At 65.3% G+C, this 16,468-nt stretch carries 13 protein-coding genes; 4 read left to right on the top strand and 9 right to left on the bottom strand.

Annotated elements, in window-relative coordinates:
- Positions 1–4: 4 nt before the first annotated feature.
- The 5 genes from ACREXZ_RS15290 to lhpH form a co-directional block, all read right to left on the bottom strand.
- Positions 5–2,923, bottom strand: a complete 2,919-nt coding sequence (locus ACREXZ_RS15290) for a putative bifunctional diguanylate cyclase/phosphodiesterase (RefSeq protein ID WP_431764928.1) — start codon at positions 2,921–2,923, stop codon at positions 5–7.
- 151 nt (positions 2,924–3,074) lie between these two features.
- A complete protein-coding gene (locus tag ACREXZ_RS15295) occupies positions 3,075–3,842 on the bottom strand; it encodes an N-acyl amino acid synthase FeeM domain-containing protein (RefSeq protein WP_431764929.1) in 768 nt (255 codons plus the stop codon).
- 327 nt (positions 3,843–4,169) lie between these two features.
- Positions 4,170–5,645: a glucose-6-phosphate dehydrogenase gene (gene zwf / locus ACREXZ_RS15300; RefSeq protein WP_431764930.1), complete on the bottom strand. Its 1,476-nt coding sequence runs from the start codon at positions 5,643–5,645 to the stop codon at positions 4,170–4,172.
- Between the two features lie 215 nt (positions 5,646–5,860).
- Complete coding sequence (gene lhpI, locus ACREXZ_RS15305) at positions 5,861–6,814, bottom strand: bifunctional Delta(1)-pyrroline-2-carboxylate/Delta(1)-piperideine-2-carboxylate reductase (RefSeq protein ID WP_431764931.1); 954 nt, start codon at positions 6,812–6,814, stop codon at positions 5,861–5,863.
- Positions 6,815–6,904: 90 nt separating this feature from the next.
- On the bottom strand, positions 6,905–7,912 hold the full coding sequence (gene lhpH / locus ACREXZ_RS15310; protein WP_431764932.1) for a trans-3-hydroxy-L-proline dehydratase: 1,008 nt from the start codon (positions 7,910–7,912) through the stop codon (positions 6,905–6,907).
- A gap of 169 nt (positions 7,913–8,081) precedes the next feature.
- On the opposite strand from lhpH, the gene ACREXZ_RS15315 reads away from it, so the two are divergent.
- Both ACREXZ_RS15315 and ACREXZ_RS15320 read left to right on the top strand, forming a co-directional pair.
- Positions 8,082–8,819, top strand: a complete 738-nt coding sequence (locus ACREXZ_RS15315) for a FadR/GntR family transcriptional regulator (protein ID WP_431764933.1) — start codon at positions 8,082–8,084, stop codon at positions 8,817–8,819.
- Positions 8,820–8,916: 97 nt separating this feature from the next.
- Positions 8,917–9,108, top strand: a complete 192-nt coding sequence (locus ACREXZ_RS15320) for a hypothetical protein (RefSeq protein WP_431764934.1) — start codon at positions 8,917–8,919, stop codon at positions 9,106–9,108.
- Positions 9,109–9,127: 19 nt separating this feature from the next.
- On the opposite strand, the gene ACREXZ_RS15325 is transcribed toward ACREXZ_RS15320, so the two are convergent.
- Positions 9,128–9,790, bottom strand: a complete 663-nt coding sequence (locus tag ACREXZ_RS15325; RefSeq protein ID WP_431764935.1) for a C39 family peptidase — start codon at positions 9,788–9,790, stop codon at positions 9,128–9,130.
- A gap of 524 nt (positions 9,791–10,314) precedes the next feature.
- On the opposite strand from ACREXZ_RS15325, the gene ACREXZ_RS15330 reads away from it, so the two are divergent.
- The gene (locus ACREXZ_RS15330; RefSeq protein ID WP_431764936.1) at positions 10,315–11,169 is read left to right on the top strand and encodes a helix-turn-helix domain-containing protein; all 855 of its coding nucleotides are present in this window, start codon (positions 10,315–10,317) and stop codon (positions 11,167–11,169) included.
- Here the strand turns inward: ACREXZ_RS15330 and ACREXZ_RS15335 are convergent.
- Together ACREXZ_RS15335 and ACREXZ_RS15340 are read right to left on the bottom strand one after the other, a co-directional pair.
- On the bottom strand, positions 11,156–13,039 hold the full coding sequence (locus ACREXZ_RS15335; RefSeq protein WP_431764937.1) for an ATP-binding response regulator: 1,884 nt from the start codon (positions 13,037–13,039) through the stop codon (positions 11,156–11,158). The two genes, ACREXZ_RS15330 and ACREXZ_RS15335, sit on opposite strands and share 14 nt — an antisense overlap.
- A complete protein-coding gene (locus ACREXZ_RS15340) occupies positions 13,009–13,506 on the bottom strand; it encodes a molybdopterin-dependent oxidoreductase (protein WP_431764938.1) in 498 nt (165 codons plus the stop codon). The genes ACREXZ_RS15335 and ACREXZ_RS15340 overlap by 31 nt, the downstream gene beginning before the upstream one ends.
- A gap of 192 nt (positions 13,507–13,698) precedes the next feature.
- On the opposite strand from ACREXZ_RS15340, the gene ACREXZ_RS15345 reads away from it, so the two are divergent.
- The gene (locus ACREXZ_RS15345) at positions 13,699–14,655 is read left to right on the top strand and encodes a phosphoribosyltransferase family protein (RefSeq protein WP_431764939.1); all 957 of its coding nucleotides are present in this window, start codon (positions 13,699–13,701) and stop codon (positions 14,653–14,655) included.
- A gap of 25 nt (positions 14,656–14,680) precedes the next feature.
- On the opposite strand, the gene ACREXZ_RS15350 is transcribed toward ACREXZ_RS15345, so the two are convergent.
- A complete protein-coding gene (locus ACREXZ_RS15350; protein ID WP_431764940.1) occupies positions 14,681–16,336 on the bottom strand; it encodes an ATP-binding domain-containing protein in 1,656 nt (551 codons plus the stop codon).
- Between the last annotated feature and the right edge of the window lie 132 nt (positions 16,337–16,468).

Below are 16,468 nucleotides of genomic sequence, written 5' to 3' on the forward strand. Positions count from 1 at the left end.
GCGGTCAGCCGATGCCGGCGCTCGCCGTGTACGTGTGCTGGCCGCGTTCGGCGGGCACCATCAGGCTCTCGACAAAGCGTGCGATCTCCGGATCGGTGACGAAGCTTGCCGCCGACTGCGCCGCGAGAATCGCGCTGTTTTCCTGCGGCTTCGCGATCGCGTAACCCTGCACGTAATCGACGCCGATCTCCTTCAGCGCGCGCAGCGTGCCGATATCCTCGACCCATTCGGCGATGCTGCGCATGCCGAGATTGCGCGCGAGCGCGACGATCGCCTCGACGATCGCGGTGTCCGCCGGATGCGCGCACATCGTGCGGATGAACTCGCCGTCGATCTTCAGCGCATCGGCCGATAGCTCCTTCAGATAGCGGAACGACGTGTAGCCCGCACCGAAATCGTCGAGCGCGATCTTGCCGCCCATGTCGTGCACCCGCGCGATGAAGCGCTGCGTGTTCTCGAGATCGTGCAGCGCGACGCTCTCGGTGATTTCGAGGCACAGGTAATGCACGATCGAACTGTGGCGCGCGAACAGCGCGAAGATGTCCTCGACGAACTGCTCGTCGTTCAGCGACCCGCCGCTCAGATTCACGCACACGAAGCGTGTATTCGGGAGCCGCGCCTCGTTCGCATCGATCCATTCGAGCGTCGTCGTCATCACCCAGCGATCGATCGCCGCGATATTGCCCGACTCCTCGGCGGCGACGATTACCTTGGCCGCAGGCAGCGTCGTGCCGTCCTGCGCGCGCAGCCGCAACAGCACCTCGAAATTCAGCGAGGTCGTCGGCATACTCAGCGACATGATCGGCTGCATCACGAGAAAAAGCCCCGCGGGCACGCGGTTCTGTCCAAGCGATTCGACCAGCAGCCGCTCTTTCGCGCGTTCTTCGAACGCGGCGGCGCCCTTGCGGTACGTGACGAGCCGCGCATGCGCGACGCGCTTCGCCTCGCGGCACGCGCGATCCGCGTGCGACAGCGCATCCTGGACGCGCACGCCCGGCGAGCATTCGATCAGCCCGATCGATGCTTTCACCTGGAACGAGCGCCGCCCGACCTGATACGGTGCCGCGCTCAGCGCCGCGATCAGCTCGTGACACTGTGCAATCGCGTCGTCGATCGTCGTGTCGGTCATCACGCAGACGAACTCGTCGCCGCCGATGCGGCCAACCGGATAGCGGTTCTGGAACAGCGCGCGAGTGCGGGCGGTGACCTGCTTGAGCACTTCGTCGCCGGCGCGATGGCCGAAGAGATCGTTGATCAGCTTGAAGCGGTCGAGATCGATATATGCGAGCGCCCACGGCGTCGTGTGCGAGGCCTGCGCGGCGATCACCTTCTCGACACCGCGGCGGTTCAGCGACGCGGTCAACGAATCGTGCTCGGCGAGAAAGTGCAACTGCTCGATCGCCTTCGCGCGTTCGGTGACGTCCTGCAGCGATCCCTCGATCCAGCCGTTCGAACGCGTCGCCTTCAGCGAATAGCGGCGCGCCCCGTTGCCTCCCGCCGCCGCGCCGGCGAGTTCCAGTTCGCCTGCGCTACCTTGATAGGCGAGCGTCTGTAGCGCGGCCCACGCGCCCTCTTCGAAGTAATCGCCCCAGTGGCGCGTGCCGTAATCCGAGCGGCGCAGATCGAGCATCGTGCGCAGCGCCGGGTTCGCACGGACAAAACGGCCCTCGCCGTCGAGCGTGAAAAGGCCGATCGGCGTGACGTCGTAGGTATTGCGCAGTTCGGTCTGCATCTGCCGGCGGCGTTCGCGCTCGGCGCGCACCTGCTCGGCGATCGCGAACGCCGCCATCATGCTCGACGACAGCGCTGCGACGACCGGACTCAAGCCGCCGAACAACTGCTTGATGCCGAACGCGGCACTCAGCACTTCGGAAAACGTCGAGAACAGCACGACCGCCATCGACGCGACGTACCACAGCACCGTGCGCGAACGCGCCATCCATAGGAGCCGCCCGAGCAGGAAGATCAGCACGGCCATGCAGAGGCTGCCCAGCCCCCACAGCACTGGGATGAAGTGCGCATAGGTGAGCGTGAGCGACGCGGCGAGCAGCAGCAAGCCGTTGTACTGGATGACGCGCAGTGTCCCGCGGTAACCGACCCGCTTCAGTTCGCGCCGGAACAACTGACCGAACAGTGCAACCGTCAACAGGTAGTACACGGCGAAGGTAATCTGTCGCAGCATCTGCATCGCATCCGGCGCGATCGCACGGCCTAGCCACTCTGTGTCCCAGCCCATCGCGTTCGCACACAGCCGCAGGTTGCCGACGAGCCACGCGGCGAAGATCACATAGGTGAGTTCGCGATTGATCAGCGCGGTGACGAACACGAACACCGCGAGCGTCAGCAGGCCGCCTGCGATCAGTGCCGAACTTTCCTCAAAATCGAGTGCGGAGGTGGTGAGGCCGGCCCGGTCCCACGCGAGCGCATTAATGTAGGCTGGCCCCGAGAACGTGCCGCGACAGAGGATTGGCTCCGCACTCGCGAGCGTGCCAAGTTCGACGAAGAATCCGGCCTTCACCGGACGCATCTGGCCGCTGGTGGCTATGCGGCTGGCAGTGCCGAGCGGCGTCATTGTCGAGGCTGCCCAGCACGCCAATGTTTGCGCATGACGCGATGGAAATTCGATGAGCACAGGACGCGCCGGCTGCATGGCAGGCGCATCGACGGTGAACCAGATGGGGGTTTCGGCCAGCCGCGTGCTGTAGCGTCGCGTGCCAGGCGCCTGTCGCAGCAGTGCCATCGCTGCTGGCGGGGTGAGGGTTGCGTGGTTGTCGTGGATCGCGCGCAATGTGAGCGGCACCCCGCCGCTCGACTCGAATCGCTGCGGCGACCACAGCAGGACCGCGACGGTGGCAGCCGCAATCAGCACCGGCACGGCGTAGACCGAGAATGCATATAGCAACCGGTCGATGCCCGCGCGCATGTATCTTGACCGCGAAAATAGAGCCGCCGGTTCCATATGTAATTGTCCCCTGATGCACTACGGGCGTCGCGAAGGCGATGGCAAACGTACTACACATTCGCCATCGCCGTGCCGGACTAGCCGGTTTTTCGAAATATCTCTTTCTGATCGCCTAGGCAATTTGCGAATCTCTGGGGCATCCTACCGTTTCCGCCCCGAAAGATAAATGCGCAGGATTTAGATCGATATCCGGATGACAGGTTTGAAAAAAGAACCGGTATAGCGGATGCCGGACTTCTCCCCAGCGCTTTTGCACGAGCGCAACCGGCTTTGCCATCACTCGATGCGGCATTCCTCCGACATGCGCCATCGGCAAAAACTCCTCCTTACCGAAAACATCGACAAATAGCATGGCTTCGTATTCGCGGTCCAGCGGCGCGCGCGCAGTAATCACCATCCAGTCGATCTGTTCCTGTCCGCAATACAGAAACAGCGCCTTGCACAGCGCGATCTTGACCATCCTCCCGATACTACCGCCGGCCACGCCGAGCCGCGTCGCTTCCACGAGACGGGTACCGCGCAGCCAGTCGGGCAGCGTGACGGACTGCTCGAGCGCGAGCGGTGCGAACACGTTGCTCTGGATACGCATCGTCCCGAGCGGGCCGCCGTCGAGCTTCGACTCGGCGAGCAGTACGATCGTGCCGGGTTCGCGATCGCTCCGTTCGATCGCCATCTTTTCGGCGAAATCCGGAAGGTGACGGCTATAAGCGAGACGACGCATCTGCACTGCTTTTTCAAGACCGTTGTCGTCGGCGACGATGCGGACGGTGAACGGCATTCTTTCCTGGTGCAGTGACGCGTTCGGGGTTTCAAGCTCCTCGGCGTCGGCGTGTTCGCGACGAAATTCGGCAGGTAAAACTGCAGGATTAAGGCGATCCATTATGTGACCTCTTTTAAGTGACAAGATAGGGGAAATCGCCATGCCGGACGCAATAAAAACGCGTAAAGGCATGACAGGCCTAGCCTCTCACGAAGTCTGATAATCGGGTGAGCGCTACCGAATTTTTCCAGGCAGATTTCCACGCTTGCATAAAACGCGAAGTCCGTTATTCGCACTTAAAAACTGCCTGGATTAATGCGCTAAAAAGACGTGGATTAATCTGATGAAAGACGTGCGGGAATAAGAAATGGGACGCATCCGTCCGGCAGATCGGCCGGCGGCATGCGTCCCATAGTTGCGACAGACCGGCTGTGCGGCCCGTGTGCTTTAAGACTCCTCGGCCCAGACCGAGTTTTCGCGTGCCATCAGCGTGGTCGAGGCGGACGGCCCGAACGTGCCCGCCGTGTACGGACGCGGCCGGTCGCTCGACGCCTTCCAGCCTTCGAGAATCGGCTCGACCCACGCCCACGCCGCTTCCAGCTCGTCGCGGCGCATGAAGTGCGTGAGACGGCCGCGCACCACGTCGATCAGCAGACGCTCATACGCTTCGGCGCGCCGCTCGGTGAACGCCTGCTCGAGGTCGAGGTTCAGGTTCACGGGCAGCATGTGCATGCCGCTGCCGGGTTCCTTCGCCAGCATCTGCATCTGGATCGACTCGGCCGGCTGCAGCTGGATCACGAGCCGGTTGCCGTAATTGCGCGGACCGCTCGGGATGATCGAGAACGGCAGATCGGCGAATTCGATGACGATCTCCGAGACCTTCTTCTGCATCCGCTTGCCGGTGCGCAGGAAGAACGGTACGTGCGCCCAGCGCCAGTTGTTGATGTGCGCGCGCAGCGCGACGAAGGTTTCCGCGCGGCTGTCGGCCGGCACGTTGTCTTCCTGCAGATAGCCCTTCACCGGCTCGCCGCCGACCGCGCCCGCCGTGTACTGGCCGCGGACGGTATCGCGTGCGATGTCTTCCGGGGTCATCCGGCGCAGTGAGCGCAGCACTTTCAGCTTCTCGTCGCGGACCGCGTCCGGGTCGAGCGACACCGGCGGCTCCATGGCGACGATGCACAGCAGCTGCAGCAGGTGGTTCTGCACCATGTCGCGCAGCGCGCCGGTTTCGTCGTAGAAGCCCGCGCGGCTGCCGACGCCGACCGTCTCCGCGACCGTGATCTGCACGCTCTTGATGTACGGCGCCTGCCACAGCGGCCCGAAGATCGCGTTGCCGAAGCGCAGCACCATCAGGTTCTGCACCGTTTCCTTGCCGAGGTAGTGGTCGATCCGGTAGATCTGCGCTTCGTTGAAATGCTGGCCGACCGACGTGTTGATCGCCTGCGCGGACGCGAGATCCGAACCGAGCGGCTTTTCGAGCACGACACGCGAATGCTCGTCGACCAGCCCGGCGGCGGCGAGGTTGTCGCAGATCGTCGTGAACAGGTTCGGCGCCGTCGCGAGATAGAACACGCGCCGCACGCCGGGCCGCGATACCTGCGCGAGACGCGCGTAGTCTTCCGACGCGCCTACGTCCACCCGCACGTAGTCGAACAGCGCGAGAAAGCGGTCCCACGAGGCCGCGTCGAGCGCCTTGTCACCGACGAACGGCTTCGAATGCTCCTCCATGAAACCCACATAGTCGTCACGCGACCACGGCCGGCGGCCGATGGCGAGGATGCGGGTATCGGCCGGCAGGTTGCCGTGCAGGTGCGCCATGTACAGCGCGGGCAGCAGCTTGCGGGCTGACAGATCGCCGGCACCGCCGAAGATGATCATGTCGAGCGGCAGGTCGGGCGAAGCAGGAGCGGTCTGTTTGGTCATGGTGCGGTCGCAACGTCGTGGTAAAGGGCGGCGCAGAAACGGCCGCGCGCAGCCGCCACGGGTCGTTTTTGCAAGACGCCTATGGTGCAACGTTTTGGGAATGTTTGCACGGCACGCGACGCTGTTCGGGCGATACTTTTTGCTTGAGCAGCGCTTGCCTTTCTCTTTACGCCGAACCTCGCTCCGCCCTTTCCCCCTGTACCTCGGGTACCACTTCAGGCCGCGTCGGCCGCAAGCGTCACGTGCGCGACGCGGCATGCAGCGAGATCCCATGCCGCGCAGCCGACCGATTTGAAAACGACCGGCCGGTCGGCTGGTCGTGCGGCAGCGGCACCTGATCCGAGCGCGTCCGCGATGCCCGTCACCGTGTTCCAGTCGACGCCCGCCTGCAGAAAATCCCCGGCCTCGTGACGCGCACCGGCCAGATCGTCGACGAAAAGCGCGCTGCCGAGCACCGTGCGGGCGCCCAGTTCGATCATCTCGGGCGTGAACGCGCCGACGCCGATCACGAGCCGGCCGGCGCGCGGCGCCTCGTCGTAGACCGCGGCACGGCTCGTCGTCAGTGCGATGACCAGATCAACCGACGCCGGTGTCGCGGCACCATCGCCATCGCCATCGAGCGGTTCGAGGTTCGGCGCCTGCGCGCGATGCGCGTCGCAGAACGCCTTCGCGCGCGCCAGCGTGCGGCCGCGCACCCGGATGCGCGCATAGGGATACAGTTCGGCGAGCGCCGTCGCGTGATTCGCCGCCTGCGTACCGGTGCCGATCAGCAGCACGTCGCACGGCGCAGCCTCACCCAACGTCTCGATGCCGAGCATCGACATCGCCGCGGTGCGCCGCCCGGTGACCGTCGGACCGTCGAGAATGAAGCGCGTCGCGCCGGTGTCCGCATCGAACGCCATCACCTGACCGTGGATGGTCGGCAACGCACGCTCGCCATTGCGCGGGCACACGTTGACGAGCTTGTGGATCGCGAGATCGGGCGCAGTGGCCGGCATCGACAGCAGGATGCCGCCGTCGTTCAGCGGCACGACCAGACGCTCGGGACTGACGATGCGGCCATTCGCGTAATCGATCACGGCCACGCGCAGCGCGTCGACGAGCGCCGGGTACGGCGTGACACGCGCGGTCGCCGCGGCGTCGTGGATCTGGACGGTCTGAACGGTCATGCTGGGGTGCCTCCTATGTGTTGTGCAGTGGCGCGAACCAACGATGGGAATGCATCAACCGACGAACACCCATCCCCGTTACCCGTTCATTCAACGCACAAGAAACCCATACGTCAACGGATCCCGCTCATCGACGATCCAGTTCGCGAAGCCGCAAATGTGCGCGTCGCCTTCGATCTGCGGGATCACTGCGTCGAAGCGGTCGAGCTTCGTCTCACCCAGCACGCGACCGCGGAACACCGTACCGATCACCGACTCGTTGACGAGCGTCGCGCCCGCCGCAAGCTCGCCGCGCAGGTACAACTGCGCGACGCGGCCAGCAGTACCCGAACCGGTCGGCGAGCGGTCGACCTCACGGTCGGCAAAGATGCAGCAGTTCGCCTGCGTCGAGTCCGCGTGGCGCGGCGCATTGTCGACGATCGTGCCGTAGATGTGATTGATCTCGGGAATCAGCGGATGCTCGACCTTGAACGCTTCGTTCGCCGCGCGTTTCACTTCGGCGCCGAACTGGATCAGCCGGTCGACCATCGCTTCGCGGATCTCGAGTCCGAATGGCTTGCCGGACGTGTAGAAATAGAACGCGCCGCCGAACGCGATGTCGCCGCGCACCTCGCCGAACGTCGGCGTATTGACAGCCACGTCGCGCTGCCAGATGAACGACGGCACGTTGACAAAGCGCACGCCGCCCGTGTGATCGCCGTCCCAGCGAACGAATGCCTCGATGAATCCGCACGGCGCGTCGATGCCGACGCGCGTTTCCGGCTCGGTCCGCTCGACCCAGCCCAGCGCGACCGCCGCGGTCGCGAGCGCGATCACGCCGTGGCCGCAGTGATCGCTATAGCCTTCGTTGTGGATGAAGATGATGCCGAAATCGGCGCCTTCGCTGACCGGGTCGGTCAGGTAGCCGCCGTACATGTCGGCGTGACCGCGCGGCTCGAGCATCAACGCGCGGCGCAGATGGTCCGCGTGCTCCTTCAGCCACGTGCGCCGCTCGACGATGGTCTTGCCCGGCATTTTCGGCAACCCGCTCGTCACGATCCGGAACGGCTCGCCGCCGGTATGCACTTCCACCGTGCTGATCACGCGATTCAGTTTCATGCTGCCGCGCGCCCCCGCGATCCGATCATTCTTTTCTCCTCGCTGCTGTCTTATACTGGCCCAAAATCTAGACCACATTGGATTAAGCAGCAACCACTGCCAAAATAATTCCGGCTATCTGGTTTCAATCCGGATCAGCTGCCGTCCCCCGTTCCGCAAGCGAGGCGCCATGGTCACGACATCCTTCGCACCCGACGGCGCGTTTCGTCCGAAGCAGATCTACGAGCAGGTGTCGGAGCGTATTCGCGCCGACATCCGCAGCGGCCAGTTCGCGCCCGAAACGCGGCTGCCGTCCGAACGCGAGCTGGCTGCGCGCTTCGGCGTTGGCCGTCCGGCGGTGCGCGAAGCGATCGGCGCGCTGCAGAACGAAGGGCTCGTGCTGACACGGCGCAACTCCGGCACCTATGTCTGCGCGGACGCGCTGCAACGGCTCGCGGCCGCACCGCCCGACGGCTCGCCGACGGCCGATCCGGACTTCAGCCCGACGTCTACGCTCGACGTGCGGATGATCCTCGAGCCGGCGATCGCACGGCGCGCTGCTATGCAAGGCCGGCGCGATCCGCTCGCCGAGCACTACCTCGCACAGATGGATTCGATCGCCGACGTGTCCGACGCCGGGCAACGCGCGCTCTGGAACGACAGCGACCGGCTGTTCCACCGGCAGCTCGCGGTGATGACCGGCGACGCGTTGCTCGTGAAGATCGCCGACGAGGTCGCGAAAACGATGGACCAGCCGCTGTGGAAACGTCTGAAGGACGACGGCATCGACGACCCGGGTCGCATCCGGCTCTACGTGTCCGAGCATCGGCTGATCTACGAGGCGATTGTCGCCGGCGATGCGGACGCGGCCGCGTTCTACGTGGAGCAGCACATCATGCGGGTGCGGCGGGATATCGCGCCGAAGTAGGCGGTGCCTAGTGCCGCGGCGGCTTGCCGCATTGGGTGACGGATGTTTTTGGCCGGTTATAATGGTTATTACTTAGGTATTAACCATTAGGATTGTTATGTCCAGCCAACCCGCCTCGTCCACGCTCGTTCCTGCCCACCCTGCCAGAACATCGTTTTCAGTCACGCTGCGCAGGATTGCACGCGAAATGTGGCGTTCGTATCAGCGTCACAGCCAGTATCAGGTGATGCTGGCCGCAGGCCGCGACCACGGCGTGCCGGATGACGAAGTCCGCGGCCGCCGTCGTTGAATCTCGCAGGTCACACAGGTCACGTGCGCGTAAGCGTCATCCCGCGACGCGCGTAGAAGCGCGCGAACGTATCGAAGGGCAACCAGGCATCGGCCTGATGCGGCGCGACGCCGGACGGATTGTGAAACCACACGCCCTTCCGGTCGCGTCCGTGCAACAGAACCAGGTGCCCGCCGCGGCGCTCGTTCGGCCGCTCCGGATAACGGATTTCCGGGCTCACCGACACGATCGCCAGCGTGTCCCGATCGAGCCGCGCCGCGATCTCTTCGATCGACACTTCGGTCAGCACGTCCACCCGTACGCCGAACGCCGCGCCGACCCAACCGGCGAACGGGCGGTAGATCAGTCCGTCGACACCGCCGTCGTCGCGCATCTTGTAGACATCATGGCGCAGCGCGTCGTCGAGCAGCACCGCACGCGACGGGTGCGCGATGCCCCAGTAGTCCAGCGCCGATTCGAAACAGGTCAGCCCACACAGCCGGTCCGCCCAGAAACGGTAGCGCTCAGGGTCGGTGAAGCCGCTCCGCTGCCAGGTGGGATCGTCGCAGGGGTCGGCGCCATCATCGACGATCGGCCCTACCCAGTCGGGACTGCCCCACTGCGTGTGATAGGGCACGCCGGTGTGGCGCAGTTCGGCGTCCGCATCGTCTGCGGATGGGGACGCGTCCTTCCCTTCGTTCATCGCATTCTTCATTCGTCGTTGTGGTCCTGATTCGCTCTACGCAATCATGCATCGCGTCACGTTGCTCGCGCCGCAACGAGCATACATGAGCTTTGCCTGCGGCAATCCGCTCCTCGAACTGCCTCCGTGTCGTTCCGACGCCCACGTGGACAAATCGACCGGCATCACCTACCTCAACAGAGGATCGCGTCGCACGAGAAAGCATGCGACGGCGCATTCCGCGATGCCGAATGGGCGCCCCGATGCCCGCCCATCATGGAAACGGCGTGCCGGCGGGCAACCCCGCACCGCAGCATCGCCGCAGCGCCCGTTCGCGGACCGCAATCCCAGGACGATTGCCGCGCGAACCGGTGCCGTCCCACTATACGAATCCGGAATCCGCCGCGGGCACCAAAAAGCCGCAAGGGCATTTTTTTGCGGTACATTTGCTGTCCCCCAGGGCCGGCAGGTTCCGGGCAATGGCATCGCGCCGTCTCGAGCGGCTCATCGGATACCCTTTTACATCGACGGGCATTTTTCGCAGCATGGCCAACGAAGCAACCTCACCCGACTCCCTCGCGGTCGCCGAGCGCGTGCGCGAGTTGATGAGCCGACACGGCATCGGCAAACGCCAGCAGACCACCGAACTCTGCCGCATTCTCGACCTCAGTTTTTCGCAGGGGCACCGCAAACTACGCGGCAACAGCCCGTGGACGCTGTCGCAGATCAAGAAGGTCGCCGAGGTGTTCGGCGAGCCCGCCGCGCAGCTGTTCGGTGCGCAGTCGCTCGACCCCGGCATGGTCGGCGCGATCGCGCAGGAAGCGGTGTTCTCGGTCGGCGCGATCGACATGGCGTGCACCGCGTGGGTCGGCGCCGCGCTCGAGCCGGGCAGCCGCCCCGAGTTCGTCGCGTATTCGAAGCTCGGCCAGTGGCGTGTCGTGCGGCACGACGGCGCGCTCTACCAGAACGCGTACGAAGTCCACAAGATCGAGATCTATCCGCGCCGCGCGGAAACCGACAAGCCGCTGATCGCCGTCGTCGACGACGACCAGTCGTCCGCCGACAACCTGCGCGACTATCTCGAGCGCAGCGGCTTCGCCGCGCTCGCCATCTACGGTCTCGCCGCGTTCGCCGACGCATTGCAGACCCAGGTGTTCGACGGCATCGTGATCGACTGGCTGTTCGGCAACCAGACTTCGGCGGCCGCGATCCGCGCGGTACGCGCGTCCGAAAACCCCGATGCACCGATCCTCGTGCTGACCGGCGAACTGCTGACCGGCAAGGCGAGCGAATCGGAAATCAGCGCGGTTATCCGCACCTATGACGTCGCGTGCTACGAGAAGCCGGCGCGCATGGCGATCCTCGTCGCCGACCTGTCGAAGCGACTCAATCGCGCGTAGCGTCGAGCGGCGCGGGCTGCACTACGACGTGCTGCGCGAGCGCGCGCTGCACCGCGTCGCGCAACACGTCGTAGTGCAGTGGCTTCGCGAGACTGTCAAAGAACGCGTTGCGTCCCCCGCCTGATTCCCCCGACTCGTCCGGCGCATACGCACTGACGGCGATCACCGGTACGCCAGCCGACGGCCCGCTGCGAGCCCCGAAATCCGCGATGAACGCGTAGCCGTCGCGCTCCGGCATATGCAGATCGAGCAGCACGACGTCGCAGCGATGCACGTCGAGCCACGCGAGCGCATCGTCCGCATTGCCCGCCGTCGCCGCGTCGCAATCCATGTGCTCGAGCATTTCGCGCAGCGATTCGCGCACGAGTTCGTTGTCGTCGACGATCAGCACCTGCGTCCGCGCGTCGCCATGCCGCGCATGTGCGACCGGCTGCGGCGCGCGCGCCGGCGGCTCGACGCACCAGACCGGCAACGACACCGTGAACGTCGTGCCCTCCCCGAGCCGGCTGTCGATATCGACCGTCCCGCCGAACAGATCCACCAGCCCCTGCACGATCGCGAGCCCCATGCCCGCGCCTTCGAAACGCCGCGAGCGCGACGAATCGAGTTGCGTGAACTCCTTGAAGATCAGTGGAATCTGCGCATGCGGCACGCCCGGCCCGGTATCGGCGACGACGATCGACAGCCGCGCGGGCACGCTCATCGTGTCGAGCGCGAAGCGCAGGTGCACCGCGCCCTTTTCCGTGTAACGGATCGCGTTGGTCACGAGGTTGTTGACGATCTGCCGGATGCGGTGCGGATCGGAATCCACCTGCGCGGCAACGCCTTGCGCGTCGCCGTCGAGCGCGAGTCCCTTCGCGGCCGCACCGGTCTGATGTTCGTCGACGATCGATGCGAGCAGTTCGCGCGGATCGAAGTGTTCGTTGCGCAGTTCGAGCTTGCCCGCGCCGAGCCGCGCGTAATCGGTCAGGTCTTTCATCTGCGCTTCGAGATGACGCCCCGCTGTCTCGAGCCGCTGGATCACCTTGCGGTCGGCTTCCGAATGGAAGTTGAAGCCGAGCAGTTCGATCGACGACACGATCGCGTGCAACGGCGTACGCAGTTCGTGGCTGATCATGCCGAGAAACGCGTCTTTCGCGAGGCTCGCTTCGCGCGCAGCGCGGCTCGCCTGATGTTCGGCTTCGAGCGCCGCGTGCTGCTGACGGATCAGGTTCGTGCGGCGCCGGCCGTTCAGCACGAGCAATGCCGTCGATGCCGCCGACAGCAGCAGCAACACCAGCCCCGCGGCGAACAGCAGGCGCCGCTTGACGATGAAATCGCGGTTCAGCGCTTCGCGGTCCGCGACGTCGGCGAAGCGCCGGCTCAACGCGAGATCGTTCACCTCGCCCCAGTGCGCGCGCAGCAGCGTGATGATGCGCCCCGCGCGTTCCGGGTCCTGCGGCAGCGCGTCGAGGTCGGGCCCGATCGTGTCGAACACACCGCCGAGCGCGCGCAGTTCCTCCTGTTGCCGCTGCGCGAGCGCCTTCTGGCTGTCCAGCATGCGCGTCGACGCGGTCATCACGCCGACCTTCGACTGCACGACCTCGAAGCGCAGCTGCAGCGACGCATAGTCGTTGTCGACACCCGTCTCGTAGAGCAGCAACTGGTTCTCGAAACGCGCATATGCGATCTGCAGTTGCGCGGCGTCCCAGTAGAAGCCGTCGTACGTGGTCGTGAGCTGCTGGGTTTCGCGCGGATTGAGCAGGTTGGCGTACAGCAGGTAGCCGATCGCGGCCACCGGCGCGGCGAGCGCCGCGAGCCACACGATGACGTACAACGGGCGCCGCAACGGGCGCCGGATCATTTGACGATGAGCGACTTGATCTGCCATACGAACTTCGAGTCGGCGGACGCGCCCACCAGTTCAGGGAATGCGTCGCGTGGATAGATCAGGAAGAGCGGCCCGAAATCGCTGACCTTCAGGCGCTTGCCGTTCATGTCGTACGCGATGATTGCGCCGTAGTGGTCCGCGTCGGTGACGGGCACCGTGTACGTGTAGTCGTCGAGCGAGTGGATTTCAATCCGCGTGCCGGTCGCGCCGACCGCCTTCAGGATATCGCCGAGCAGCGGACCGGTGAAGGTCGACTTCGGCGTCCACGTGGTCGACGTCGTGATCGAATGCGCAGGCAGTGCGAGCAGATCGGCTTCGCTGAAGTGGAAGACCTGATGCGCCGGATCGTTGGTCCGCGCGATCTTGCCCCTCACGTCGAGCGACAGCGGCGCGGCCTGCGCGGAGGTCCATGCTGCGCACGCGAGAACCGCCCACAGCATCCACCCACCGCTTTTTCTGTTGTTCATGGGACCCATCCCTGTACTCGCTTCGGCGCGCATCGTATCGCTCCGCCCTCGTGATATCGCGACCGCGCCAGCGCAGACCGCCTCAACCGCATGCATAATATCGCCAATCCCGAACCGTCTCAAAAACGTAGCGCGGTCGTCCAGGCGGCCGCGGTGCGCTTTGCACTGAGTTTCGCACTGAGCCTACGAGTCATGAACAAGCCGGTCCTTCCTCTGACTTACGAACAGCTCGATCACTGGATCGAGTCGCTGCAGCCCGCGCTGGCGACGGAAAACTTCGCGGCGGTGGTCGGCATCCTGCGCGGCGGCGCGCCACTCGCGCTGATGGCGTCGTACGCGATGGACGTACCGGTCGCGTTCCTGCGCTACGACCGCCGCGCGCGCCACGCGATGTGGGACTCGTCGCTGCCGATCCCGCCGCACGGCTCGAAGGTGCTGCTGTGCGAGGACATCGCGGGGCGCGGCTTCACGCTGGTCGACTGCATCGCGTTTCTCGAACAGCACGGCCTCACCGTCAAGACACTGACCGGCGCATTCGACGGCGTGAGTCGCATGCGTCCCGACTACGGACGCGAAGCGCGCGGTTATTTCGCGCTGTTCCCATGGGAGCGTCAGGTCTATGCGCAGCGCTATCGCGCGGACTGGCGGCGCACCGAATCCGGCACTGGCGATGCGAGCGCGGATGAACCCGAATCCGCCGCGCAAACCGCCTATGCGCTCGATCTCGACGGCATCCTGCTGCCCGACATCCCGCCCGCGCACTACGAAGCCGATCTCGCGGCCGCGCTGAACGAACGCGACGCGCTGCAGCCCTACGCCGCGCTGCCGGGTGTCGATCTCGAACGGGTACGCGCGATCGTCACGGGGCGGCCGGTCCACGACCGCGAACGCACGGCCGCGTGGCTCGAACGGCACGGCTTCGGCCATCTCGAACTGCTGATGCGCGCGCCGGACGTACACGACGACACGCCTGCCGGCGCAGCCGCGCACAAGGCCGCGGCGGCGCTGCGCTACGGCGTCACGCATTTCGTCGAAAGCGACCCCGTGCAGGCGCTGCTGATCGCGCGCCAGGCGCCGTTGCTGCGCGTGATCTGGTGGGATGCCGCGACCCGCGTGGGCACGATGGTCGGTGCGTCGCCCTGGGGCTAAACGGCCACCCCGGCACGCTATTGCGTTACTCCCCCGCCCGCAGATGCGCGGCGGCCCGCTGCGATGCGACGACGATCAGCTTCATCGTCGCGCGTGTCGCACCGACGAACAGCTTGCGCGCGATCCGCTCGTCGAACGCATCGAAGTCGACTTCGCTCAGGATCACGCACGGCGCCGCCTGCCCCTTGAAACGGTAGATCGATTCGAGCAGCACGTCGCCTTCGCGATACTCCGGATTACCGAACAGATCGTACTTGCCCGTGAAGCTGCGCAGCCGATGCGGGCCGAGCTGGTCGAGCGACGTCAGCGCCGAACCCTCGCGGCCGCGAAACGACAGCACCGCGATGTCCTGACGGCGAAAGCCTAGCGCCAGCGCCTGGGTGATTGCGCGCTTGGTCGCTTCGATGCAGTTCTCCGCGGCGTTCGCTTCGTCGTACGCGGACACCGACACTGTCGAACCATCGAACGGACTGCCCGACGCGAGCGTCGCGGCCAGCGGCACCGACGCGCCGACGATATCGCGCACGTAGTCGAGAATGTCGCGCGGACTGCGATAGTTGGTCGTTTCCTTCAGCACGGTCCAGCCTGGTAACTCGACGGGTGGCCGCATATACAGGTTCTGCAGCGGATCTTCGAGCCACCACCACGCGGCGCCCGGCTTCAGCAACCGTTCGAGCGTCGCGACCCACGGCTGCTGGAAATCCTGCCCTTCGTCGACGATCAGCACGTCATATTGCCAACGTGCATCGATCGGCGTCTGCGCGAAGATCGTCTCCAGCTGCGCGAATACGTCGGGCGCATCGAAGTCCGGCGTGCGGCCCGCATCGCGCGCAATCCAGTCGCACAGCTGGTGATAGTTCGCGACCTTCGCTTCGGGCGGCGCGACGCGTGCGATGTGATCGGCGAGCGGCCGGTTGAAGCACACGTACAGCGGCTTGCGGCCCTGCGCAACCGCGTCCTTCATCACCTGCACCGCGAGCTGCGTCTTGCCCGAACCTGCGGTGCCGATCACGCGCAGCCGGAACGGCGTGAACTCGAGCCGGCGTGCCCACGTGGCGAGCCCGCCCGCGAGCCGCGTAACGAGCGTGCCCGCTTCGCCGACGAGCGCGCTCGCGTCGGGCGTCAGCGCGAGTTCGTCGGCGAGAAACGCGTGAATCTTCGCTGCGCACGGCAGCCGCGGTTCGTCGGCGGGCAACGCATCGCGAATGACCGAGATGAAGCGGCCCTTGCGCGTCGCGTCCACGATGCGCGCCGGATTCACGCCCGCGATCGCCGCGTCTTTCACGGCGTGGTCGGGACAGTACAGCAGTTCTTCGATGAAATAGGTGCCGGTGCCGAACGCGGCCGTAAAGCGCCGGTGCAGACCTTCGATCGTCCGCGCGAGCCCGATCGCGACGTTGCGCTCGGTCTGCAGATGCACCTTGACGAGACCCTTCGGCGTTTCGCGCAGGAACCCGGTGCGCTGCTCGACGATCATCGTGCGGCCGGACGGACCGACGATCACGAAGTCCGCTTCGCCGAAGATCGAGAAGCCTTCGTTGAGCCGGGTCCAGTGCACGCCGTGATAGACCGTGTAGCCGGCCGGCAGCGCGTCCCTGAACAGCGCGAGCGTCTCGCGTTCGCGTGCTGCGGCGCCGGTGGCGGCGAGATGCATCCAGTCGTCGGGGACAATACGGGCCATGCTGTGCCTCGTCACGTTCGGGTGCGCACATTGTACGCAACGGGTGTGACGCGCGGCGTGGCGGCGCCTGCGGGCTGCTTTCCCTGCATTCGACATGAAGCATTCGCCCGCATCGTGTATCTTTGTCCGTTG

Origin of the sequence: Paraburkholderia sp. (assembly GCF_050742655.1) — a bacterium.
Lineage (GTDB): Bacteria > Pseudomonadota > Gammaproteobacteria > Burkholderiales > Burkholderiaceae > Paraburkholderia.

What these genes read in the sequence shown, in the direction of transcription:
- ACREXZ_RS15290 (WP_431764928.1), bottom strand. Translation starts at nt 2,923, where the DNA reads ATGCGCGCGGGCATCGACCGGTTGCTATATGCATTCTCGGTCTACGCC.
- ACREXZ_RS15295 (WP_431764929.1), bottom strand. Translation starts at nt 3,842, where the DNA reads ATGGATCGCCTTAATCCTGCAGTTTTACCTGCCGAATTTCGTCGCGAA.
- zwf (WP_431764930.1), bottom strand. Translation starts at nt 5,645, where the DNA reads ATGACCAAACAGACCGCTCCTGCTTCGCCCGACCTGCCGCTCGACATG.
- lhpI (WP_431764931.1), bottom strand. Translation starts at nt 6,814, where the DNA reads ATGACCGTTCAGACCGTCCAGATCCACGACGCCGCGGCGACCGCGCGT.
- lhpH (WP_431764932.1), bottom strand. Translation starts at nt 7,912, where the DNA reads ATGAAACTGAATCGCGTGATCAGCACGGTGGAAGTGCATACCGGCGGC.
- ACREXZ_RS15315 (WP_431764933.1), top strand. Translation starts at nt 8,082, where the DNA reads ATGGTCACGACATCCTTCGCACCCGACGGCGCGTTTCGTCCGAAGCAG.
- ACREXZ_RS15320 (WP_431764934.1), top strand. Translation starts at nt 8,917, where the DNA reads ATGTCCAGCCAACCCGCCTCGTCCACGCTCGTTCCTGCCCACCCTGCC.
- ACREXZ_RS15325 (WP_431764935.1), bottom strand. Translation starts at nt 9,790, where the DNA reads ATGAACGAAGGGAAGGACGCGTCCCCATCCGCAGACGATGCGGACGCC.
- ACREXZ_RS15330 (WP_431764936.1), top strand. Translation starts at nt 10,315, where the DNA reads ATGGCCAACGAAGCAACCTCACCCGACTCCCTCGCGGTCGCCGAGCGC.
- ACREXZ_RS15335 (WP_431764937.1), bottom strand. Translation starts at nt 13,039, where the DNA reads ATGGCAGATCAAGTCGCTCATCGTCAAATGATCCGGCGCCCGTTGCGG.
- ACREXZ_RS15340 (WP_431764938.1), bottom strand. Translation starts at nt 13,506, where the DNA reads ATGAACAACAGAAAAAGCGGTGGGTGGATGCTGTGGGCGGTTCTCGCG.
- ACREXZ_RS15345 (WP_431764939.1), top strand. Translation starts at nt 13,699, where the DNA reads ATGAACAAGCCGGTCCTTCCTCTGACTTACGAACAGCTCGATCACTGG.
- ACREXZ_RS15350 (WP_431764940.1), bottom strand. Translation starts at nt 16,336, where the DNA reads ATGGCCCGTATTGTCCCCGACGACTGGATGCATCTCGCCGCCACCGGC.